Source organism: Rhizobium sp. P2_G2, assembly GCF_056403555.1.
On sequence record NZ_JBFUFF010000100.1, the window covers coordinates 1 to 23,306 of the forward strand.

Annotated in this window: 18 protein-coding genes and 1 pseudogene; 6 read left to right on the forward strand and 13 right to left on the reverse strand. The window is 62.5% G+C overall.

Annotated features, from left to right (window positions below; translation table 11 throughout):
• Nucleotides 1-1,609, reverse strand: a pseudogene (locus tag AC1D06_RS35225) (hypothetical protein); the annotation flags it as partial.
• Nucleotides 1,610-1,855: 246 nt separating this feature from the next.
• Between AC1D06_RS35225 and AC1D06_RS35230 the strand changes: the two are divergent.
• On the forward strand, nucleotides 1,856-2,302 hold the full coding sequence (locus tag AC1D06_RS35230; RefSeq protein WP_477990386.1) for a GNAT family N-acetyltransferase: 447 nt from the start codon (nucleotides 1,856-1,858) through the stop codon (nucleotides 2,300-2,302).
• A 150-nt stretch (nucleotides 2,303-2,452) separates the two neighbouring features.
• Here the strand turns inward: AC1D06_RS35230 and AC1D06_RS35235 are convergent, their stop codons facing one another.
• Nucleotides 2,453-3,079, reverse strand: a complete 627-nt coding sequence (locus tag AC1D06_RS35235) for a LysE family translocator (RefSeq protein ID WP_477990387.1) — start codon at nucleotides 3,077-3,079, stop codon at nucleotides 2,453-2,455.
• A 196-nt stretch (nucleotides 3,080-3,275) separates the two neighbouring features.
• On the opposite strand from AC1D06_RS35235, the gene AC1D06_RS35240 reads away from it, so the two are divergent.
• Both AC1D06_RS35240 and AC1D06_RS35245 read left to right on the forward strand, forming a co-directional pair.
• Nucleotides 3,276-3,689 (forward strand): hypothetical protein, encoded by a 414-nt coding sequence (locus tag AC1D06_RS35240; protein WP_477880441.1) that lies wholly within the window; start codon nucleotides 3,276-3,278, stop codon nucleotides 3,687-3,689.
• A 235-nt stretch (nucleotides 3,690-3,924) separates the two neighbouring features.
• Nucleotides 3,925-5,127 carry a calcium-binding protein gene (locus AC1D06_RS35245; protein ID WP_477990388.1) on the forward strand — a complete coding sequence of 401 codons (1,203 nt, stop codon included), beginning with the start codon at nucleotides 3,925-3,927 and terminating at the stop codon, nucleotides 5,125-5,127.
• 278 nt (nucleotides 5,128-5,405) lie between these two features.
• Here the strand turns inward: AC1D06_RS35245 and AC1D06_RS35250 are convergent, their stop codons facing one another.
• On the reverse strand, nucleotides 5,406-5,891 hold the full coding sequence (locus AC1D06_RS35250; RefSeq protein ID WP_477990389.1) for an N-acetyltransferase family protein: 486 nt from the start codon (nucleotides 5,889-5,891) through the stop codon (nucleotides 5,406-5,408).
• A 229-nt stretch (nucleotides 5,892-6,120) separates the two neighbouring features.
• Between AC1D06_RS35250 and AC1D06_RS35255 the strand changes: the two genes are divergently transcribed.
• Both AC1D06_RS35255 and AC1D06_RS35260 read left to right on the forward strand, forming a co-directional pair.
• Nucleotides 6,121-6,807 carry a DUF6036 family nucleotidyltransferase gene (locus tag AC1D06_RS35255; RefSeq protein WP_477990390.1) on the forward strand — a complete coding sequence of 229 codons (687 nt, stop codon included), beginning with the start codon at nucleotides 6,121-6,123 and terminating at the stop codon, nucleotides 6,805-6,807.
• Nucleotides 6,808-6,832: 25 nt separating this feature from the next.
• Nucleotides 6,833-7,102 (forward strand): hypothetical protein, encoded by a 270-nt coding sequence (locus AC1D06_RS35260; protein WP_477990391.1) that lies wholly within the window; start codon nucleotides 6,833-6,835, stop codon nucleotides 7,100-7,102.
• Nucleotides 7,103-7,198: 96 nt separating this feature from the next.
• On the opposite strand, the gene AC1D06_RS35265 is transcribed toward AC1D06_RS35260, so the two are convergent.
• Nucleotides 7,199-8,314 (reverse strand): mandelate racemase/muconate lactonizing enzyme family protein, encoded by a 1,116-nt coding sequence (locus tag AC1D06_RS35265; protein ID WP_477990392.1) that lies wholly within the window; start codon nucleotides 8,312-8,314, stop codon nucleotides 7,199-7,201.
• A gap of 27 nt (nucleotides 8,315-8,341) precedes the next feature.
• Complete coding sequence (locus AC1D06_RS35270) at nucleotides 8,342-9,469, reverse strand: alcohol dehydrogenase family protein (RefSeq protein ID WP_477990402.1); 1,128 nt, start codon at nucleotides 9,467-9,469, stop codon at nucleotides 8,342-8,344.
• Between the two features lie 255 nt (nucleotides 9,470-9,724).
• On the opposite strand from AC1D06_RS35270, the gene AC1D06_RS35275 reads away from it, so the two are divergent.
• Nucleotides 9,725-10,666 carry a LysR substrate-binding domain-containing protein gene (locus tag AC1D06_RS35275; protein WP_477990393.1) on the forward strand — a complete coding sequence of 314 codons (942 nt, stop codon included), beginning with the start codon at nucleotides 9,725-9,727 and terminating at the stop codon, nucleotides 10,664-10,666.
• A gap of 22 nt (nucleotides 10,667-10,688) precedes the next feature.
• Here the strand turns inward: AC1D06_RS35275 and AC1D06_RS35280 are convergent, their stop codons facing one another.
• From AC1D06_RS35280 to AC1D06_RS35315, 8 genes are all read right to left on the reverse strand, one after another.
• Nucleotides 10,689-13,043 (reverse strand): xanthine dehydrogenase family protein molybdopterin-binding subunit, encoded by a 2,355-nt coding sequence (locus AC1D06_RS35280; protein WP_477990394.1) that lies wholly within the window; start codon nucleotides 13,041-13,043, stop codon nucleotides 10,689-10,691.
• Entirely contained in the window at nucleotides 13,040-13,510 is a 471-nt protein-coding gene (locus AC1D06_RS35285; RefSeq protein ID WP_477990395.1) for a (2Fe-2S)-binding protein, read from the reverse strand. The genes AC1D06_RS35280 and AC1D06_RS35285 overlap by 4 nt, the downstream gene beginning before the upstream one ends.
• Nucleotides 13,510-14,364, reverse strand: a complete 855-nt coding sequence (locus AC1D06_RS35290) for an FAD binding domain-containing protein (protein ID WP_477990396.1) — start codon at nucleotides 14,362-14,364, stop codon at nucleotides 13,510-13,512. Before AC1D06_RS35290 ends, AC1D06_RS35285 begins: the two co-directional genes overlap by 1 nt.
• 469 nt (nucleotides 14,365-14,833) lie before the next feature.
• Complete coding sequence (locus tag AC1D06_RS35295; protein ID WP_477990397.1) at nucleotides 14,834-16,111, reverse strand: XdhC family protein; 1,278 nt, start codon at nucleotides 16,109-16,111, stop codon at nucleotides 14,834-14,836.
• 2 nt (nucleotides 16,112-16,113) lie between these two features.
• Entirely contained in the window at nucleotides 16,114-18,078 is a 1,965-nt protein-coding gene (locus tag AC1D06_RS35300; RefSeq protein WP_477990398.1) for a hydantoinase B/oxoprolinase family protein, read from the reverse strand.
• A gap of 1 nt (nucleotide 18,079) precedes the next feature.
• The gene (locus AC1D06_RS35305) at nucleotides 18,080-20,104 is read right to left on the reverse strand and encodes a hydantoinase/oxoprolinase family protein (protein WP_477990399.1); all 2,025 of its coding nucleotides are present in this window, start codon (nucleotides 20,102-20,104) and stop codon (nucleotides 18,080-18,082) included.
• Between the two features lie 216 nt (nucleotides 20,105-20,320).
• The gene (locus tag AC1D06_RS35310; RefSeq protein WP_477990400.1) at nucleotides 20,321-21,277 is read right to left on the reverse strand and encodes a helix-turn-helix domain-containing protein; all 957 of its coding nucleotides are present in this window, start codon (nucleotides 21,275-21,277) and stop codon (nucleotides 20,321-20,323) included.
• 659 nt (nucleotides 21,278-21,936) lie between these two features.
• Nucleotides 21,937-23,130 (reverse strand): Fic family protein, encoded by a 1,194-nt coding sequence (locus AC1D06_RS35315; RefSeq protein ID WP_477990401.1) that lies wholly within the window; start codon nucleotides 23,128-23,130, stop codon nucleotides 21,937-21,939.
• Nucleotides 23,131-23,306 lie beyond the last annotated feature (176 nt).

A 23,306-nucleotide genomic window follows, 5' to 3' on the forward strand; every position in this document is an offset into this window, starting at 1 on the left:
CCGTAAAGCCGATGCTCACCGAGCGCGCGTGCCGACCCGCTTGCCAGACGAGGTGGGCGAGATCACTGGCGGAAATGGTCTCGCCATCCGTGACCGCATCACCGTCGAGCAGCAGTTTGCCGGCCGAAGGCAAGGCGGTCATCGTCACGGAGGCGAGATGATCGCCATCCGTGCCGTCGGAAAAGCCGAATGTGCTTTTCGAGAAAGAGTAGCTGCCGTTCTTGAGTTCGGCGATGGTCCCATCCGCCGCCGTCGGCGCATGGTTGGTGCCGTAGACTTGGCCCTCGGCATCGTAGCGCTGCTGGTACACGCCGCCGCCATCACCGTCCTGGCCCACGGAATACCAGCTCACCACCCAGCCGCCATCGTCAAGCGCTGCGGCGCTGGCGAGGAATTGATTGCCCGTCGTATAGGTGTTGACCCGTATTTCGCTGCCCTCGGCCGTGCCATCGGCATTATAAGCCTGCTGGTAGACACCGTAGCCATCGCCATCAGGGCCGTAGGACATCCAGACCTGCACCCAGCCGCCATCCGAAAGCGCGATGACGTTCTCGGGACGTAGGCCGGTTGTCGGGCTGGTCGTATTGACATGGGTTTCGCCGCCCAGCGCTGTGCCGTCGGCATCATAGGCCCGCTGATAGAAGTCATTTCCTACGCCCGACAGCCATGTCACCACCCAGCCCCCGCCGGCAAGCGCGGTGGTCAGGCCGGATCCCGTCTGGTACTGATAGCCCGCCGTCGTCGTATTGACCTGCACCTCGCCGCCGACTGCCTCATCGTCAGCGTTGTAGCGCTGCTGATAAAGGCCATAGCCACTGCCGTCCTGGCCGTTGGAATTCCAGTTGACGACCCAGCCGCCATCGGCAAGCGCGGTCAGGGAGACGTTGCCGCTCTGGTCGCCCGTCGTATAGGTGTTGACCTGGGTTTCGCCGCCGTCCGTCGTGCCGTCGGCATGATAGGCCTGCTGGAAGACACCCTGGCCGCTGCCATCCTGGTTCTGCGATGTCCAGGCCACCACCCAGCCGCCACCGGCAAGCGCTGCGATCTGGGGGTCAACCTGATAGCCCGTCGTATAGGTATTGACCTGGGTCTCGCCGCCTGACTTTATGCCATCGGCATTGTAGCGCTGCTGGAAGATGCCGTCGCTATCGCCATCCTGTCCCGCGCTATCCCACGTCACGACCCAGCCGCCGCCGGAAAGCGCCGTCAGCGTCGAGTCGGACTGATCGCCCGTCGTATAGCTGTTGACCGGCACCTCTTCGCCCACCGCAACACCTTCGGCGTCATAGCGTTGCAGGTACACGCCGCGGCCGTCGCCGTCCTGGCCGACGCTCTCCCATTTCACCACCCAGCCGCCATCGGAAAGCGAGGTGGCTGAAATCGAATATTGATCGCCCGTCGTATGGGTGTTGACCGGCACCTCGCCGCCCTGCGCCGTGCCATCGGCATTGTAGACCTGCTGGTAGACGCCATAACCATCGCCGTCCTGGCCGTAGCTGTTCCATATCACCACCCAGCCGCCATCGGAAAGCGACAGCACAGCGCCGGGAGACTGGCTCGCCGTCGTATAGGTGTTGACCAGGGTTTCGGCATAAGGCGTATGGGACATGGCGCATCCTGCTCGGGTCTGTCTTCAGGCATTACGAGCATTCCGGCCGGGCGGCGGAGACGCCCGGTCAGGCCGGGTCGATCATTTCATCTGCCGGCAAATCTCGCCACCGCGGGATAGCAGATCGTTGTGGTTGGCGTTTGACTATTTTTGGGTGTGTCCTCAGCGGCAAAATGCCCAATTGTACGCTTGCCATAGCCCCCACCCCATGCTCTGCTCGCCGCGGATATGCCTGAGGATGAGACGATGATCAGGAAAGCCGTCGAGGCCGACGAAGCGCGCGTGCGCGCCTGCGCCGAAAGCGCCTATAGCCGCTATATCGCCGCCATCGGCCGCAAGCCGGCCCCGATGCTCGCCGATTTTGCCGCGCAGATCGCCGCGGGCGAGATCCATATCGCCGTCGACGACGCCGATGGCTTGCAAGGTTTCATCGTCTTCTTCCCGAAGGACGGCCAGATGTTCCTGGAAAACGTCGCCGTCGACCCCGCCGCCGCCGGCCGCGGCGTGGGCAAATCCCTGATCCAGTTCTGTGAAGCCGAGGCCGTTCGCCTGGGTTTTCGCGGAGTGCATCTCTACACCAATGAAAAGATGACGGAGAACCTGTCGATCTATCCGCGGCTTGGCTACCGGGAGGTGGACCGGCGGTCGGAGGATGGGTTCAATCGGGTGTTTTTCGAGAAGCGCTTGGGGTGATGGCGTGAGGCTGCGGATTGGCGAAAACTGCTGTTAACGTCAGGTTGTCGCAAACGCCGGCAGGCCAGAGAGGGTCTTAGCCACCGGCGATAGCCCCACTGTGAGCACTTGAGCCGAGCGAGTTCCCCCAGCTCCAATCGCCCGCCCGTTTCACCGATGCGCGGTCGCGAGCTTCGCGGCCAGTCCGGCGAACACGAAGCCCGCAATGCGATTGAGGATGACCTGACCCCTATCCGACCGCTTCAGCCAATGGCTGATCGAGCCGGCCAGCAGCAAAATGGTCGCGAAGGACACAAAGGTGGAGAGGATGAATATGCCGCCGAGTTGCAGCATCTGCAGCACGATGCTGCCGCTGCCGGGAGAAGTGAATTGCGGCAGGAAGGCCAGGAAGAAGATCGCCACCTTCGGGTTGGTGATATTCATGACCACGCCGCGCAGCATCATCTGCCACACCGGCTTGGCTTTCATCGCTCCGCTTGCCAGCCGCTCCGGCCCTGCCCGAAAGGCTTTGTAGGCAAGATAGATCAGATAGGCGGCACCGACAAACTTCAAGGCGTCAAAAGCAAATTGCGACGTCTGGAAGATCGCGGCAACGCCGAGCGACACTGCGATGGTATGAAAGACGAGCCCGACGCAGAGTCCTGCCGTTACGGAAAGGCCGACGCCGCGACCATGGATCGCCGATTGCATCAGCACGCACAGATTGTCGGGGCCAGGCACCCAGGCAAGAATTGTCGCCGTGGCGGCCAATGCGATGACGACATCGAGTGACAGCAAGTTCTCACCAGGCTCCGTTGGAGAGCGGCCAATAGCACAGGCAATGCGCCGGAGCCACCGCAACCGATTGAACACAGCGTCAATCACCGTGTCTTCCCGCCCGCCGGCCCCCCCTTGCGTCGCAATCCTGCCGCCGCGAGACGGCCACCATGGAGCAAGAATCTCATAAGGTCAGCGTATCAAACGGAGTGCCACGGTGAATTCGCCTGTGCTGATGTTGCTGCCCGGAGACAATTCTGCCTCCATGGCGCCAGGGCCCAAGGCGCTGTGGACGCTTGTCGGGTTGTCGGCGATCCCGCTCTGGGCGCTGTGGCCGCTGTTTGCGGTGATCTCAGGAAGCATACCGGTCTTTCAGTTTTCCGCGATCATCTACACTGTCGGAGCGGCCACGCTGTTTGCCTTGCACTTGACGGCACCGTCGGCGCCGCGGCCGGTCGCGGCCAGGTTCTCGCTTGCGGCATGGTTGCCGGCGATCATGGTGTCCTTCGGCATGCTTGCGCAGAACGTGCTGTTTCTGCGTGCGCTGAGGACGCCAACGCGGCCGGTATTACCTCCCTCTGCCCTCCTGAGTTTATCGAAGGCGGGCATCTGCCCTCAAGCGGGAGAATGATGCGGCACCCACACACTTCCCTCTAAGATTGCATCTCTACCCACCCACCCGCGATGGCGGCCAGGCACTGGCGCATCAGGTCATGCACCCGACCACCGCGAGCCCACACTCTAAGACCGCCGCCGCGTGCCCCCCTGAAACAACTGAAACAAAATCCCGCCCGCGCAGAAAACCTCCTGAAACAGTCCCAATGAAAAAGGAACCCCATAACCTATCCAGCAATTTGGAGATCGCCATGCCTACTGTCAAAATCGGAGACCAGGCCAGCACCTATATCGCGGGCCAGGCCGACACCACCTATCTGCTGCAGGCCGGCAAGAACATCGTCGTCGCCTCGGGCGCCGGCATCGACGCCTCCGGCATGGAGGCCGGTAACCGGTCATTTGTCATCGACGGCGCGATCCGAGGTGCCAATGTCGGACTTTCCGTGAGCTACGGCCAGAACGTCGCCAATTCCATCACCATCGGTGAAGCCGGCTTTATCAATGCGAGCAATGCGGCCATCGCCGTCAGCGGCGACGCCGCCCAACTCACCAACAACGGTACGCTCAGTGTCAGCGCCAATGGTGCGATCGCCGTGCACCTCGACAGCGCCGGCGCGACAATGGCCAATAATGGCCTGATCTCCGCCGCCAACGGCAGCGGCATCATAATCACCAAGGCGGACGTGACCATGACCAATAACGGCGAGATCGTCGCAGCCACTGTCGGCGTCGACGCCGTCGGCGGCGGGGGAAAGCTGGTCAATTCCGGCTCGATCACCGGACTGCAGCAGGCCTATTTCGGCAGCGCCGTGACCGACACCGTGATCAACAGCGGCACGCTGAACGGCGCCGTCAGTCTCGGTGGTGGCGACGACATCTTCCGCAGCAAGGGCGGGCATGTGAACGGCATCATCAATGGCGGTGGCGGCGATGACCGCTACTATGTCGATGACATCCACACCAAGATCTACGAGGACAGCTTGGGCGGCTATGACCGGATCTATTCCGCCGTCTCCTGGACGCTCGGCGACTATCAGGACGAAGCGACGCTGACCGGCAAGCACAATACCAAGCTGATCGGCAACGATTTCGGCTCGACGCTAACGGGCAATGCAGGCAACAACCGGATCATCGGTCTTTTCGGCAGCGATGCCATCACCGGCGGCCGTGGCAACGACGTGCTCACCGGCGACGACACCGTGATTTCGATGAGCGACACGGGCGATATCTTCATCTTCAAGAACCATTCCGGCCACGACGTGATCACCGATTTCCACGACGGCGAGGATGCGATCAACCTGGCGAACTACAAGGGCATCGAAGATTTTTCCGACCTCAAGGGCCATATCGTCCAATCCGGCAACGACGTGATGCTGACGCTGCTGGACGGCGACCACATCACGCTCCGCGACACCCAGAAGGCCGATATCGATGCATCCGACTTCATCTTTTGAGGGGGAGAGCTGGCTCGGTTGCTTCGATCAATGCACCCGCTCTCGTGGAATGAAGCCAGGCTTCATAGACGAGTTTACGGATGTCCGATACACATTGTGGCTCCGGCGCCTTCTTCCACGGCCATCGCAGCATATCAACTCCTTCCTGATACGCTGGAGAGGAGGCATTTAAACATCGTGCAAGGGATACACGCAGCGCGCTGCCACATTCCGAGCGAAATTTTTGAACTATGCAACACGCGGGGCCGCGTCACCTCCACCCCATCATCTGGCCCCCCTCATCCCCGCACCGCAAACCGCTTCTTCACCCTGTCCACCAACGTCCCATCCGCCAGCGGCACCTGAACCACCCTGTCATAGGTCTCAAACCCCATCTTCTCATAATAAGCCAGCCCGCTGACATTGTCCGCCCGGATGGTGGCGTTGATGACGGCGAGGCCCAACTCTTCCGCCGCCTTGCGTGTTGCCGGGAAGAGCGCGCTGCCGACGCCTTTCGTCTTTGGGTTCAGGCGCGCGAAGGTGGCGATGTCAGCCCATCCCTTTGGCGGGTCGCCGAAGGTGCTGAGCGATTGGAAGCCGACCAGCGCGTCGCCATCTTCCGCTACATGGCAGGCCAAGGGGAACGCGCCGGTGATGAACCAGTCTGCAAACTCATCGGCCGAGAGCTCCGTTTCGATCGCCRTCGTGCCGCCGGCGCGGATGATCTCGTTGAGCAGCAGGCTCAATTCCCGGGCGTCGGCGGGCACGGCTTTTCGGATTTTCATGGGAGCTCCGGAGTTTTTCGACCTGTCACTGGGCCTGAACTTGAGATCAGTCCACTTGGATAGTCAATCGCAAACGCTACCAGCCATGAGGCCCACCATGGCTGCTTCGCAATCGAAGCATGAGACGAGAGGCGACGGCGACGGGGACTATGCGCGTTCATGCGGATATGCGTGGTGAATCGCGAAATGTCGTCGTATTCTTCCAGCAGTCCAAAATCGAGGCGCCGACATGGCCGATCCCACACCGATCGATTTTCAACAAGCAGTCGAATGTTTGAAAACCATGATCGCAAAACATGTTGCCAAACACGGAGAGGCTCCGCCTTTCGTCGTCGTGGTTGGCGGCACCGCCATGGCAGCTCGCGGCATTCGAGCTGCGTCCTTCGATGTCGATTTCTTCTCACCGGTGATCGACGAAGACATCGTCTATTCAGTCGAGAAGGAATTGAGGGAAATCTACGGGCCTGACTTCAAGATCGATGCCACACCGACGGAGAACCTATGGGGCCCGATCATATTCCGCGATCTGGCCAGTTCCCAACAGGTGATGCTCGTTGAGGTCGCTGGGGCACGGGTGCCTATAAAAGCTCTTTCCAGCGAGGACCTTATCCTCGCCAAGCTCGCCGCAAACAGGGCAAAGGACCGGGACGACTTGCCTCTGCTCGCGCTTGACGTCGACGGTCGGTCGCTACTGGATCGTTTCAATACTGTCGTARGCTGGTACGGCGACAGGGGATCGGTCATGGCATTCGCTGACCGTTTTCTCAACTTCCTCGAAGAGCTCAAGGGCCTGCCGTCTACCGAAGTGATTGCTGCGCTTGCCGTCCCGGACTATATAAAGGACATATTGCAGGAGGCACGTGCCAGTGACGACATCCCTGACGCCGATACAGCCGGATCAAAGAAGCCGGACTGAGGCAAGGATCGCTCTCCAAGCGCGCGTGCTCCGCGATATCGTATCCCTGATCGCGGCGAAAGTGCCTTGGGGTTCGTGGCCCCGCCTGGAGCTGTCGGTTCTCAAGGGCGCGTTGACGTGCGATGGTCGCAACACCTTTGAGGATGCAAAAGCGCGCAATCTCGAATGGCATCTCTTTCGCGGCAAAACACCTCTGCTCGAAGCCGGGCGTCTTCCGGAAATGTCCGATATGGAGGAACGTGTGCGGGCTGACCTGGCGGGGTTGGTTCGGCTCGGTTCGGGGCGCGGACTGTAAGGACCGGCGTGCAATTCCGCATTCGATGGCAAACACAAGGTTCACCGACACCGCCGACGGAGGATCGGAGCCAACCGTGGACCAGTCGTCCCTCATTCAAACATAAGTGGCAACAGGCTCCCCCAGCACCTCCAGCCGCGGTACAATCCCGAGCCCCGGCGCGCTCGGTGCCGTAACCCGCCCATCGCACACCCCGAAATCGCCGTCTGCGGTCTTGAGCGTCACCATGTCCCGGCATTCGAGAACGCAACGCAGGTTTTTCTCCGGCACGGTCTGGCCGAGATGCACGATGACCGCGAAGGCGATGTCGGAGCCGGTGGTTTCCTGGACGCTGACGGTATAGCCCGCTGCCAGGCAGATGTCGCGATGGCGGCGGCCGCGGGTCAGGCCGCCATTCTTGGAAATCTTGAGGCCGATACCCTCCGCGGCGTCTTCGCCGACGAGTTGGGCAATCGAGGCGTCGTCCGTCGCCAGTTCGTCGAAAATGATGGGCACATCTGTGCGGCGCCGGAGCGAGATGCATTCGCGCCAGGTGGCGCAGGGCGCCTCGAGCACGAAATCGAGCCCCGGCGGCAGGAGCCGCAGCATGCGCAGCGCGCTCTCGACCGTCATGCCGCCATTGGCGTCGACGATAAAGAATTCGCCGGGTCTCTTATCTGCGAGGGAGGCGGCAATGCGCGCCGCATCGGCCGCAGGCTCGTCGCCGACCTTCACCGAATGGGCGACATAGCCCATCGCCCGGTGCTCATCCACGCGCGCGCGCATATCCTCGGGATCGCCCATATAGATCGATGAAATCACCGGCATCCGAACATTGGTGCGACCGCCCAGGAGGTCGCAGACCGGCAATCCCACCGATTTGCCGAACAGATCCCAGCAGGCGACGTCGAGTGCGGTCTTGGCATGCAGATGGCCGACAAGTGCCGTGTCCATAGCGTCGTTGATGCGATCGACGCGCCGCGGATCGAGCCCGATCAGACTGGGCGCGATCTCCGCAATACCGGCCCGCACGCCAAGCGCATGCGAGGCGACATAGGTCGATCCGAACGGCGTGCTTTCGCCCCAACCTTCCAGCCCGTTTCCGGTGGTGATCCGGACGATCGTGGCATCGAAGCTTCGATATTCCCGTCCGCCTGACAGAAGATAGACGCCGCCCGAATAGGGCAGGTCCAACTGGAAGACATCGATTTTCTCGATTTTCAGTTCGCTCATCTTCGATCTCGTTATGTGGGGCTGAGGTTATTCGGGTATGACGAGGACAATCTTGCCCACCGTCTGTTTCGACAGGAAATCCTGCTGCGCCTCGACAATGTCTCTGAGCGGATAGGTCTTGCCGACCAGCGGCCGGATTTCGCCGCGCTCGACATAGGAGACCAGGTTCTCGAACACGACATCCTCCTGGAAGGTGCAGCCGAAGAAAGTCAGGTCCTTGAGATAGAGGGTTCTGGCATCGAGCTCGACGATCGGCCCGGCAATCGCGCCGGCAACCGCATAGCGTCCACCCTTTTTCAACACGTCGAGCAACTCGCCGAAGGAAGGCCCGGCCGCGACGTCCAGGGCCACGTCGACGCTCTCCTTGCCAAGCCCGGCGACAATGCTTTCACCGCGCACAAGCACCCCGTCGGCCCCGATCGCGCGCAACTGCTCGGCTTTGCCGCGGCCGGCTATCGCGGTGACGATCGCGCCGCGGCGCTTGGCTAGTTGCACCGCGGCCGAACCAACGCCGCCCGAGGCGCCGGCGATCACGACATGCTCGCCCCGGCCGACATTGGCGCGGTGCAGCATGCCCTCGGCAGTGGAATAGGCGCAGGGCAGCGAGGCCAGCTCGACATCACTCCAGTCGCAATCAACGCTATATGTTTCCCGCGACGGCGCCACGGCATATTGGGCGAAGCCGCCATCGCATTCCGAGCCGAATGTCCAGCATTCGAACGGCCGGTAATCCACATAGGAACGCAGCATGTTGCGCACCAGCACCCGCTCGCCGATGCGGCCGGCATCCACGCCCTCCCCGACCGCCACGACGCGGCCGCAGCAATCCGCGCCCTGAATGCGCGGAAAAGCCATGGGCGCGCCGGACCAGGTGGCGTCGGCATTCTCGGCAGCCTTGAAGCCTTCGGTCGCCCCGGTGCCGGTGCCGCTGGTCACCGCCTTGGAATACCAGCCGATACGGGTGTTGATATCGGTATTGTTGACGCCGGCAGCCGCGACGCGGATCAGCACTTCGCCGGATTTCGGCCTGGGCACAGGAATGTTTTCGCGATATTCCAGCTTGTCGAAACCGCCATGCCCGGTCAGAAGCACGCCCTTCATCACCCTCGGCAGCGAATCCCGCGCCTGCCCCGCGCCAATCGTTGTGTCGGTCATCATCTCTGTGTTCCAGACTTCGGAAAAGTGTTTCGGTCGAGCCGCCACCCGCAGGGACGACGCGCCGGGAATGCCCGCATGAAAGCGGCAGGCACGGCCCGAGGCAAGTCTCATAAAAATCGGCGCTGTGTTGAGTTTGATGCAGGACAGAGGCCCATGGACGGGTTATCCTCTATGCAAACTCAACGATCCCTTCGTTCTGCGGCGGAAAGCAGGTCGGAGCCCGATCGTGGCGCGAAGCACAAGGAGGGGTCCATGGTTCGTCGCTTTTATGGTCTGCCGTCGCTGACCGCGCTTGCCACGTTCGAAGCGTCCGCCCGCCACGGCAATTTCACCCTGGCGGCCAATGAGCTCAACGTAACCAAGGGCGCCGTGAGCCGCCAGATCAAGGCGATGGAGGAGGAGATCGGCGTTCCCCTCTTCGCCCGCACCGGCAAAGGCGTCATGCTCACCGCGCCGGCCGAGGAATTATACCGCGCCCTGGCCAGCGGTTTTGCCCGCGCCGCCGAAGTGATCAATGCGATGAAACTCGGCAACACCTCTCGCAACGTCACGGTCGCCTGCAGCGACGTGTTCGGCACGATGTGGCTGATCCCCCGCATGCCGGATTTCTGGACTCGTTTCGCCGACATCACCGTGGATCACCTGATCGCCGACAATGTCCGGAATGTCCGCCGCTCGGAAGTCGAGCTGCGGATCCGCTACGGTTCGGGCCGATGGCTCGACGAAACGGCCGAACTGCTCTTCGACGAATGCGTTTATCCCGTCTGCGGTCCTGGCTTCGCCGAAAAACATGCCGGCGCGTCCGCCTCCGATCTCGCCGACCTGCCTTTGCTGAATGTCGAATGGGTCGAGCCCGACTGGATGGGCTGGGCCGAGGTTCTGTCCCGCGGCGGCGTCAAACACCGCGCCTTCAGCGGCCGGCGCTTCGGCAAATTCAGCATCGCACTGCAGGCCGCCATGGCCGACCAGGGCCTGGTCGTCGGCTGGCACCGCATGGTCCGGCCCCTGATCGAAAAGGGCGAGCTGGTGCGCTTCACCGACCTCGTCGTGCCGACGCCGGATGCGTACTATCTCACCTGGAACAGCACGCGCGACCTGCCTCCCGCCGCGCTGTCGCTGCGCGATTGGATCAGGACGATGGCGGAGGAAGAGCGGGAGGCGCCGGCGCCTTATGAGCGGCCTAAACGGCAGTGAGAGTTCCCCCGGCTCGCGTCCCTCACCGCACAACATTATCCCCCCATACCCTGCTGATATGCGGCAGATCCAACCCCAAATCCCCCTCGCCCATCATCTTCAGCACCCGCGGCGGCGTCAGCGGCAGGCGGCTGACCGTCTTACCCGTAGCATTGGCCACCGCGCAGGCCACCGCCGCACCGACATTGAGGATCGGCACTTCCCCCGCCCCCTTGGCGCCGAGCGGGCCGATCGAGGGTGCGCCTTCATAGAGGTCGATCGCCACGGGCACGACGTCCTGGGCGAGCGGCAGCCGGTAGGTCTCGAAGCCGGATTGGGCGATGCGGCCGGTTTCGTCGATCGTCACTTCCTCATGCAGGGCATAGCCGAGCCCCTGCACCACGCCGCCCTGGATCTGGCCGTGGATGGCGCGGGGATTGAGCGCCCGGCCGACATCCTGCACCACCTGGTAGGAGAGCACGTCGACATGGCCGGTCTCGGGGTCGACGGCCACTTCGCAATCGTGGACGGCGAAGACGGGAATGTCGATCGCATCGATGAAATGCGCCATGGCGCAGCCGGCCATGGCCTGCACGCCGGGCTTGGTGAAGGCACCGGAGCCGGCCACCGGGCCGGAAAGCTGCTGCACGCGTTCGACCACTTTGGCGATCGTCGTGCCCGAGCCCTTGCGGCCGGCAATCTCGACCCGTCCGTTGGCCAGCACCAGCTGGTCGGCCGGCGTCTGCAGCATTTCGCTGGCGACGGGCAGGATCTTGTTGCGGACCTCCTCGCAGGCCTTCAGGCTGGCGGCGCCGATCGACACCGTCGTGCGGCCGCCGCCGACGCCGAGATCCAGCCCCGCCGCATCGGTGTCGGCCGCCTTGACCACGACGTCTTCGGGGCGAATGCCGAGTTCGGCGGCGACGATCTGCGGTAGCGATTGCACCATCGTGCCCGAGCCGATCTCGACGCCGGAGGTGACCAGCGTGGCACTGCCATCGGCATTGAGATTGACGGTCGCCGACGACGGCCCGACGAAGATGAACCACGTGCCGACGGTGGTGGCGCGGCCATAGAGCCGACCGTCGGCCAATGGCGATTTCGCCGGCCGGCTGGCCTTGAGCACTTCCATGCGCTCCAGCATCGGCCTCAAAACCTCGCCTTCGAAGACCTGGCCGGTCGAGCCGAGATCGCCGTCGCCCAGCACGTTGCGGCGGCGGAATTCCAGCGGCTCCATGCCGATCGCCTGGCAGATTTCGTCCGTATGCCGCTCGAGCGCGAAGGTGTTGTAAACGCCGTTGCAGGCACGGAAAGCGCCATTGGGGGCGGTGTTGGTGTAGACGGCGCGGCTGTTGAGCCGCACGGAACCGAGCCGGTAATTGCCGCCCAGCGTATGCGCCGTCATCGTCGTCAGGAAAATCTGTTCGCCGCCATAGGCGCCGCAATCCATCAGCACGGTGGCCTCGCGGCCGACGATCTCGCCCTCCGCCGTCACCGCCGAGCGGATGCGGATTTCGGCATTCTCGCGGCAGAGGCAGGTGATCGTCTCCTCATAGCGCGAATTGACCATCGCCACGCGCCGGCCGGTCCGCTTGGCCAGCAGCGCGGCGATGGGCTCGATGGTGCAATCGAATTTCAGCCCGAATGCACCGCCGACCGGCGGCACGGTCACCCGCACCTGCGACGCGGGAATGCCGAGAACCTCGGCCGTGACCTTGCGCACCGTCCAGGGCACCTGCGTCGAGCAGATGATGTGAAAGCGGCCATCCTCGAATGTGGCGACCGCGCAGCGCGGCTCGAACGGCACATGGCTTTGCCGCCCGACGGTATAGCAGCTATCGATGATGGTGACGTCGGACCGGGCAAAGGCAGCATCGGTATCGCCGCGCACCACCTTGGCCTCCCAGGCGACATTGCCGCCGCGCGCCACGCCATCGAGCTGCACTTCGTAGGATTTCCAATCCGGATGCACGAGCGCCGCGCCGGGCGCCAGGGCGGCCTCCATGGTCAGAAGCGGCGCCAGTGGCTCAAGCTCGATCTCGATCGCCGCCGCCGCTGCACGCGCCTGTTCGATCGTGTCGGCGGCGACCGCGGCAATCGGTTCGCCGTGGTAGCGGATCACGTTGCGGGCAAACAGCGGATGATCGATGACGCCGATGCCATGCGTGCCCGGCGCATCCTCTGCCGTGATCACCGCCCGCACGCCGGGCATGGCTTTGGCTGCCGTCACATCCATGCGGACAATCCGTGCCGCGGCGATCTCCGACCGGCGGATGGCAGCCTGCAGCGTCCCCGGTCCGGCCTGGTCGACGGTATAGCGCGTGCGGCCGCCGATCTTGTCGCGCGCATCGCGCCGCGCCAGATTCATCACCGCTCGGGGCGTGACGAGCTCGTTCATTCCGCGTGCTCCATGGTCATGGCGGCAATCAGGGCTGCGTCGACGATCCGCTCATAGCCGGTGCAGCGGCAGATATTGCCCGCAAGCCCAGCCTTGAAGGCGGCGCGGTCGGCGCCCGGATTGTCCTTGAGCAAGGCCGTCAGCACCATCACCATGCCGGGAAAACACATGCCGCACTGGACGGCATCGACATCTTCCAGCGCCTGCTGGATGGGGTTGGGTGCGCCATCGACCGCGATTGCCTCGATCGTCGTCACCGACAGGCCTTCGACCAATGCGACAGGGCAGAGACATGAGACCCGCGGCTTTCCATCTACATGCACCATGCAGGCGCCGCAAAAGCCCTCGCCGCAGACGGATTTCGTGCCGGTCAGCAGCAATTCACTGCGCAGCACATCGACCAGCGGCGTCAGGGGATCGCCGTGGAAGGTGCGGCTGTCGCCATTGACGTTGAGATGCACGACCATCAACTTCCCCTCTGCCGCTCAAGATCTTCGAATGCACGCCGCACCAGCGCCGGCAGCACCTGCACGCGATACCAGCCGGGCGCTTCGATGCCGTCGCGGCCGGCAAACGCACTGGACAAGTCCGCTGCCGCAACCCCGAACTCCGCCGCGGTCATCGCCCTGCCTTCGATTTCAGCTTCGAGCGCCGGCCAGCGCCGGGCCACCACCTCGACCGACCCGACGGCGATCCGGATGCCCTGAAATCCCGCCCGATCGTCACTGCTGGCTGTCGCCGAGACAATAGCGACGGGATAATCGCCCGCCTTGCGCAAAGGCAGGCGTGCATGCGCAGAGCGGAAGCTTCCCCTGCGCACGCGGACCTCGGTGAGCAAGCCCGGCGGCAGCACCGTCCGCAGATGGAGGAACGCTTCCAACGGCATCGACGACGTTCCCTCGATCGAGCGGTACTCAATCTCCGCATCAAGGCAGAGCAGCGCCGGCACCAGGTCGGCGGCGGCAAAGGCAACTGTGTAAAGATTGCCGCCTACCGTGGCGACGGAGCGGATGGCCGGATTGGCGGATTTGCCGGCAGCCTCGGCCAGCCCGCGGAATTCGCCGATTGCGGCGAGCGCGCTTGCGAGCTCCGCATGCGTGACACGGGCGCCGATGGTGAGCCATTCCTCGCCGATGTCGATGCGGCTGAGTTCGGTAATGCCCGAGATCGAGACGACGGTGCCGGGCAAATCCTCACCGCGCAAGGGCGCACGCATCAGCCAGGTCGCGCCGGCCATGATTCTCGCCGTTGCGGTATGCTCGGAGAGTGCGGACAGGGCTTCGTCCACCGTCGTTGCCGCAATGAATTGCCGTGCGGTCATCCCTGATTTGCCTCAGCCATGTTTTGATCGTGGTGGAGCGTGAGCAGTGTGCCGTCCGTCTCTTTCCGCAACGCTGGGCTATCGGATGTGGCGAAAGACCCTCTCTGGCCTGCCGGCCATCTCCCCCACAAGGGGGGAGAAGACTCGCGGCTTGCTCCCTGCCTCAATCGGAGCACAGCGGAGCCGCGGGTTAAGTCCCTCTCCCTTGTCGGGATCCGAAGGACAGGTCGAAACCAGCGGCTCGACCCAGCAAGTTTGGGAGAGATTTTGACTTCAGATGCGATTGTTCTGCCCTCACGAGGAGAGATCGGCTCCAGCCAGGGAGAGCGCCACGAGTCTTCTCCCCCCTTGTGGGGGAGATGGCCGGCAGGCCAGAGAGGGTCTTTTTTCATATGCGAGAATCTCGCGCGTGTGGGGGAGGCTCTCAAGAGTGCAGAGAGAGGTATCGCCGCAATGAACCGCCGTGCCGTCATCTCAGATCTGCCTCAGCAGTGTTTTCATCATGGCGCACCATGAGCAGCCCGCCATCTGTCTCCGACCGTAAGGCAGGGCTGTCGCCTCTTAGCGCGACGCCGCGTTTGGCAGAGACACCTGCGCCGGACTCCCTCTTCTCCCCAGCGGGGAGAAGGTGGCCCGAAGGGTCGGATGAGGGGGCCGYCCCACCCGCGAAAGCCCCCTCATCTGCCCTGCGGGCATCTTCTCCCCGGTGAGGAGAAGAGGGAGCAAGTATCTCCTGCAGCAATTCATCTGCGACCGCCCCGGCCCTGAACGGGTCCTTGCTGACGATCTCCGCGAGCACCGAGAGCGCAATCTCCGTCGCATTCTTGCTGCCCGGGAAAAGCCCGATCGGCGCATGAACGCGGTCAACCACACCCTCATCCACCCCGCGCGCAACCAGCGCCTCCACGCGTTTCCGATGCGCAACGCGGCTGCCCATGGCACCGATATAGAAGGCATCGGAAGCAAGCGCGGCCATCAGCGCCTCGGCCTCCCAATCATGATCATGAAACATCAGCACGATCGCGGTGCGCCCATCGGCCACGATCTCCGGTCTCCGCGTCATGCTTGTCAGCGCGACCGCGTTCGCACCGCCCAATTCGGCAAATTCCCGCGTCGCCTCGTCGGGCGACATCAGTTCCACCTCGATATTCATCATGCCGGCGAAACGGCAGAGCTGTGCCGCCGCCGCACCCACCCCGAGGACGACAAGCCTCAGGCGCGGCCGGTAGTGGCGGACGAACCTGGCAGCCGTCGCGCCCTCCTCGACGAAATCCAGGCTGGCCGTCTCCCGGCGCGCGAGCCGTTCTTCTATCATCTTCAGCTCCTCGACCGATCGGCCGGTGTCGAAATAGAGTTCGATGGCGCTGCCGCAGGGCAGCTGGATGTCGAAATAGGGCGAGCCCTTGCCGTAGCGCACGCGCCGCCCCACGCCTGCCTCCAGCGCCTCGAGAGCCTCGGCCACCACCGCCCGCTCGATACAGCCGCCCGAGAGATAGCCCGACCATTCCCCCGCCTCCGTCACCACCATCTGGGCGCCGGGATAGCGCGGCGACGATCCTTCGATCTTCACCAGGGTGACGAGGACGAAGCGCTCTCCGCGCTCCGCGGCGCGCAGGGCAAAGCCGAGCACATCGTCATCGAAGATTTCCCAGCGATCCCCCGAACCGCGCCCTGCCCCGCCGGCATCGCGTGCCGCAGGCCCGGCGCCGCGACGCCCTTCCTGATTGGGATCGTCGCGGCGCGGCATGGTCATTTCCAATGATCGAGCGTGCGCTTCTGGTGCATTTCGCGGAATTGCCGCGTCGTCTCCGGCAGCACGTCGCCATTGCTCCAATCGAGGATGACGGCATAGTGGCGGACCGCATCGAGCGCATCGATCTGGCCGGCCTTGTACATTTTCGACACCGCCTCGGGCGCGACATYGGCCCAGGCGTTGCGCTCGGAGCGGATCGCTGCCCGCTCGTGCTCGGTTGCCGCGAGATCGACGGTATATTCGGCAAGGTCGGCATCGACGAGCGTCAGCACCACGCCATAATCCTTGCGGGCGCGTTCGACCGAGACATAGTCGTTCTCGACGTCTTCGCGCACCTTTTCGGGATCGCGCCCCAGCGGATCGCCGAAACCGCCGCCGCCGGCGGTCGGCCGAGAGAAAATGTCGCCCGTGTTGATCGGCACATCCGAAAACACCGAGCCGAGCCATTCGTCGCGGTCGGCGCCGGCGCGGCGGATGGTCAGCCCGTGCGGCATGGACGGCAGACCGCCATGCGTGCCCCAGACCACGGCGCGCTCGCGGTCGCAGATATAGGAGATCACGGTTTTCTCCGCATCCAGCAGGATCGAGGTCTTTTCGACGCCAGCACCGCCGCGGAATTTTCCGGGGCCGGCGGAGTCGCACTTGATCTCGAACTTGGTCGTCAGCACCGGATTGACGCGCTCCTGGCCTTCGACCGGCTGTGCCATCAGGCCGGTGCCGAAGCAGGCCGTGGTGCTGTTGCAGCCATCCATGCCGTTGCGCCCGCCCCAGCCGCCGGGAAGCCAATCATAGAACATGAAGATCGGCTTTTCCTCGTGCCGGAGATCGTGGCCGCCGGTCAGCAGATATTCGAGATTGAACGAGCAGGAGATCGCCCGCTCCGGAATGATCTTCGACCACATTTCGAAGATCGAGTTCATGATCTTCTCGAACGGCATCAGGAAGCCGGTGACCGCCACCGGCCATTGGGCGCTGACGACGCTGTTTGCCGGGCTGGCAATCTCGAAGATCCGATAGAAGCCGCTGTTGAGCGGCAGATCGGGGAAGAAGGTCTTCATGCCCGCGGCAACGGCGGAGAATGTGGCGCCGGGGGCGGAATTATAGATCGAGCCGATCGTCGGATGGCTGCCGGCGAAGTCGTAATAGACCTTGTCGCCCTTGATCGTCATCTTGATGCGGATCGGGATCATGCCTTCGCCGGCCGCGGGGTCGCGGTCGATATAGTCGACGGTTTCCCAGACGCCGTCCGGCAGGGCTGCGATGCGCTGGCGCATGGCGCGCTCGACATAGTCCTGCACCGCGGCCATGCCGCCGGTGACCGTCTTGCGGCCGTATTTCTTCACCAGCCTGAGCACATCGCGCTCGGCCACATGCGTCGCCTGCGCCTGGGCATGGATGTCGCCGATGATCGAGCGGGGATCACGCGTATTGGCCGCGATCAGGTTGGCCACATCGCTGCAGAACCGGCCGCCATGGAAGAGCCGCACGGGCGTGATGCGCACGGCCTCGCGGAACATGTCGCGCGCCGTCACATCGAACGAGCCGGGCACGCTGCCGCCGAGATCCGACCAATGGCCGTTCGACTGCGAGAAGCCGATGATCTCGTCCTCGTCGAAGATCGGCCGGATCAGCCGGACATCGCTGAAATGGGTGCCGCCGGCATAGGGATCGTTGATCGCATAGACATCGCCCGGCAGCATGTCGCCTTCGAAGGCACGGATGACCTCCTTGCAGGTGAAATGCAATGTGCCGACATGCACGGCAATGTCCTGCGTACCCTGGGCGACCGAATTGCCATGTGCATCATGCAGCCCATTGGAAAAGTCGCGATTGTAGATGACGAAGGAATAGCAGGTTCTCAGCATCTGCTCCGCCATCTGGTCGACGGAGGTGATGAACGAGTTCTTCAGAACCTCGAAGGTGACCGGATCGAGTCCGTTGAATTGCGCGTCGCCGTTCATCTCATGCCTCTTTGATATTGATCAGGATATTCAGGTACTTGTCGACGGAAGCTGAAGTGCCGGGAGGCACAACCACCGTAGAGTCAAACTGTTCGACCACGGCCGGCCCGGTGAAGCGGAAGCCCGAGGGCAGATCGTCGCGATCATAGACCGGCGTGTCGAAGGCCCTGCCCTCGAACCAGACCGGACGGCTGCCCTTCGGCGCTGGCTTGCGCATTTCCGGCTTATGTTCCATCAGGTTGGCCTTCGGCACTAGGCCGATCGCTTTCAGGCCAAGGCGGAAGAAGCTGATCGGCGCATCGTCGCGGCGGAAATTATATTCGCGCTCATGCTCGCGATGGAAACTCTCCGTCAGCGCCGAAACATCGGTCACCTGCGCCGGTGCGGCGATCGACAGCGACCGCCACTGCCCCTGGTACATCATCTCGGCGCTGCGCTGCAGCGTGATGTTTTCCGCCGCCACACCTTCATGCGACAGGCGCTCCACCGCCTCTTTCTCCAGCCGCTCATAGGCGGCCTCGATGTCTGCCGGGCTGGCGAGCGTCGCCGGCACCATGAAGCTTTCGGAAAAATCGTGCTGGATATCGACCAGCAGGCAGCCGAGCGCCGAGGTCACGCCCGGATTGGGCGGCACGATGACCACGGGAATGGCAAGTTCCTGGGCCACGGCCGCGCCGTGCAGCGCACCGGCGCCGCCGAACGCCACAAGGGCGAAATCGCGCGGATCATAGCCGCGGCTGATCGAAATCAGCCGCACGGCATTGGCCATGTTGGCGTTGGCGACCTTGACGATCGCTTCGGCAGCCTCGGGCGAGGCAATGCCGAAATGCTCGGCAATGCTGGAAATGGCTTTTTCGGCCAAATCGGGCTGCAGCGTCAGCTTGCCGCCCGCGAGACTGGTGCCCAGCCGGCCGAGGACGACATTGGCGTCGGTATTAGTCGGCACGGTATTGCCCTTGCCGTAGCAGGCCGGACCCGGCTGCGAACCGGCGGATTGCGGCCCGTTGCGCAGCGAACCGGCCTCGTCGAACCAGGCAAGCGAACCGCCGCCGGCGCCGATGGTCAGCACTTCGATGCTGGGAAAGCGGATCGGATAACCGAACTCGATATACCAATCCTTGGTGACGCGGGATTCGCCCTGATAGGCCAGCGACACATCGGTGCTGGTGCCGCCCATATCGAGGCCGATCGAATTCTTGTAGCCGCAGAGCATGGCAATGTAGCGGCTGGCAATGGCGCCGGCGGCAATCCCCGAACCGGCCAGCCGCGCGGCGAAATCCTTGACGCTCTTCGGCGTCATCACGCCACCGCCGGTATGCAGCAGCAGGAGATCGCGGGTATAGCCCTTGCCGGCCAGGCTCTCGCCCAGCCGCGTCGTGTAATCGACGACCACCGGGCTCAAGGCCGCATTGGCGACCGTGGTGGAAAAACGTTCATGCTCGAAGATTTCCGGCATGACCTCGGAGGAAATGGAAACCGCGAGTTCGGGGATTTCCTCGGCCAGGATTTCCTTCATCCGCTTTTCGTTGGCGCCGTTGACGAAGGCGTTCATGAAGCAGACCGAAATCGCCTTGACGCCGCGCCGCTTGAAGATACGCGCCACGCGGCGGGCGTCTTCTTCATCGAGCGGCGTGATGACCTTGCCGGCGGCATCCACACGCTCCCGCACGGTCAGCCGGTCCTTACGGGGAATATAGGGCGGAGCGACGTCATTATAGGCGTCCCACAGATCCTGCTTGTTGGCGCGGCGGATCTCGATCACATCGCGAAAACCTTCGGTCGAGATCATGCCGGTGCGCGGCAGGCGGCGGGTGATCAGCGCATTGGTGGCGACCGTCGTGCCGTGCGAGAACATCGACACCTGGGAGAGGTCGACATTGGCGCGCTCGACACCGGACATGATGCCGTCGATCGGGTCCGGTGTCGACGATGTCTTTTCGATCCGGAGCGCGCCGGTCTCCTCGTCCATGATGCAGATGTCGGTGAAAGTGCCGCCGACATCGACGGCCACGCGTAAATTCGTCATTCTCGTAACCTCTTGCAAATGCGCGCAGCAAGGCTCGCCGCCGCAAACTGCGGGCGCCGGGTGGTCCGTGCTGGTGTTGGGATTGGCCGCGGCAAAGCGCTGCGGCCGTGTCAGCGAGCGCATGTCGCCTGAACGTGGGAACCGGTTTCAGGACAACGACATGCGCAAATAGAAAGGCTTAGAGCGCGGTTCCGATCCATCGGAACGCAAAGCGCCCTAACAGAGCGGCTGAAGCCGGTATTCCGATCGCGCCTGGCTGGGCGAGCGGCCGAAATACATCCGGTAGTTCTTGGAGAATTGCGACTGGTCGGCAAAACCCCAGCGATAGGCGATCTCGGAGATCGAATGCGGCGTATTGGCCTTGCGCAATTCCTCATCGCACATCAACAGCCGCTGTTCGCGGATCCATTCATAAATCGAGCGGCCGCTATCGGTGAACAGCCGCTGCAGGTAGCGCAGCGAGATGCCGCAGGCATCGGCAACGTCCTGCGGCTGCAGGTCGCCCTTGGCGAGATTGGCCCTGATATGCTGCTCCGCCCGGAACAGATGGGCGGCGCGCACAGAGCTCAGATTGCTGTCCAGCACCCGCTCGTCATCCTGGATCGCCAGGCACAAGAGATCGATCAGCTGCTGGCCGATCGTTTCCTTGGCCGCGGAATTGAGTTCATCGAGACGCTTGGCCGTCGAGCGGATCGTATCGATGAAATAGGCGCCCACACCCTGCTGCGCATCGAAGGAAAAGGCCGAAAACCGTTCGGGCGGCCCGACGCGGGCCCTGAGCGCCGAACTCGGCACTTTCAGCACCCAGAGCGAATTGGCGCCCGGCTGCCGGAACTCATAGGGCGCATCGCCCCGCTCGATCAGGAAGCCGCCGGGCCGGCAGCGGGTTTCGCGGTTGCACTGCTCGAACTCAATTTCGGCCAGTTCCGGCACCGTGATCAGCAGCGTCTTTTCCCGCTCGGTCAGCACCTGGCGCTGGTTGCGCCGATAAAGAATGGCGTCGGTCCTGAGCCGCGACAGCGAGGCCAGCCCCAGCGACCAGCATTTCAGGTCGCCATTGAACCTGTCTTCCTCACGGAAAACCGTATCGAGCGGAAAGAACGTGTCGGAAATCACATTCTGCCAGCAGCTGCTTCGGGCACCCGGCTCGGTGGCCTGCGTCGAAAATTCCATTCCGATCCTCCTTTGCGAAGGCTGGGGCAATCACCGCCAGGTGACACGCCCATAAAGTTCCCTGTCATTTTTATGACATCGATCCTAACACAAACTCAGCCGGAGTCTTGTTGCTGCGCGCCCAAAAAGTCGTCAAATCTGGCACCGGGGGCTGAGGTTCGCGATATTGTAGTGCATGGAGGCAGGGCAATCGCATATGAGGAATTGCTGACGGTCGATGGCTTGGCTCCCTCTTCCCCTCGGGGAGAAGGTGGCCGAAGGCCGGATGAGGGGGCTTCCCGGGTGGGGCGGCCCCCCTCATCGCCTCGCTTTGCTCGGCACTTCTCCCCTCGGGTAGAAGAGGGAGCAAGCGGCAAGCGTCACTAGAAGGAGACGGGTGCTGTGCCGATCGATGGGGCGGTCAAATCCGAGGCGGAGCAGAGGACGTTGCAGGAACCTTATCGGAAGCCGACAAGTCAACGCCGAAATGTGCAGCGACCTCGTCCACGTTCTCACAGCCTGCCTTCCCAAAACCACTGATTTGCAACGATTAATTACTAATATCCGCAATTAAGTTAGGTTATCGACGGGAGGCGCTAGCTCGGCAATCCGATTGCCGCAACAACAGTCAACGCCGCAATTGCCCCGAGTTCTGTAACCGATGTCACAGCAATTCGGCGTTACTCATCGGGAAACAGTCCTGGAAGAAACCGAGTCGCCAGGCTCACAGGAAATGCCAGCCGCAGAGGACTACGACTTGTTTCGGAAGCGATCACGCCCGTATTGATAAGCGATGCCGTGAGCCGTCTGGCCGACCTTCCGCTCATGCCGGTCAAGATTTCCACCTCATTGCGCTCCAACTCTCCGCGATAGAGAATTGCATTCAAAATCACATCTGACCGGGCCTGCAATCTACCGCCAGCGGTTTCTTCCCGGGCCCATGTCATAACCCGATCGCGCAATCTGTTTGGCTGCATCAAGCCGCTCATGAAATCGACCTGATCGATGCAAATCTCAAGAAAAAATTGAGAAAATTCCGCAAGCGCTGACTCGCTGAGTGTTCCTCGTCCATCTAAACTCCCACGACGCGGCTCATCGCAGGATTGGAGATGCGCCTTGTAGTTTCTCTCTTTCCTTGCCAAACCGCGCGCGACGGACCACAAACCCTTCGTGTTTATTGCCGATCTTAAGACGGCATACGATACCAGGCGCGCCACCCGGCCATTTCCGTCGACGAAGGGATGAACCCAAAGAAGTCTGTGATGTCCACAAGCGGCGCTGAGAATCCGCTCTATGCGTCCTTTAGACCGATAGGCCTCTTCTATCCTCAATAAAAAGCGCGGGACTGCCCCCGGACTCACCGCGATGTGCCTGCCGACTTTGACATCCTTCGATCTGACTTCCCCCGGAACCATGGCCACATGTCGGTCTTCTGCCGTTTCGCCGACCAATAGGAGTTCCGGCGGCAGCAACTCGCAAAAGCGTTTGTGTATCTCCAGTACGCTCGCTACCGAATAGGGATCGCTTTCAAGGCCGCCATCGTCGATCCATTTCTGCACCGTGATATGGGCTCGCGCCTCAAGTTGCAGGTCACGCTTTTTCTTGTCATCGCTGTAATCACTCTGCATTGCCCGTTCGATATCGATCGGGTGGGTATTGTGCCCTTCGATGACGTTGCTGTAGTAGCAATTCATAGCCCTCACGAGGTCTGACAGCGAGTCAGAGATCGCAGAGGGGAGCGACGCGGAAAATGCGGATGACTTTTCGGCCAAAGTCAACGCAAGGTCATTCAACTTCGGTCGGAGCTTGGAGCCTTCCGAGACCATTAAAGGTTCGAACAAGCCAATGCTCTCATTGTCGTCCCGCGCCAACATTGGACATTCCATTTCCATAAATCCTGGCCGCCATTTTGGCCGCTTCTTTGGCCACTTAATTCGCCGCAGATAATCAAATTATATCAGGTATTAAGCGGAGCAGAAAGGATGTTTTGTCCGTTTTTCTGGCCACTTTCGCGGCCGGTTCACGACCACTCGCTGGTACATTCTTACCC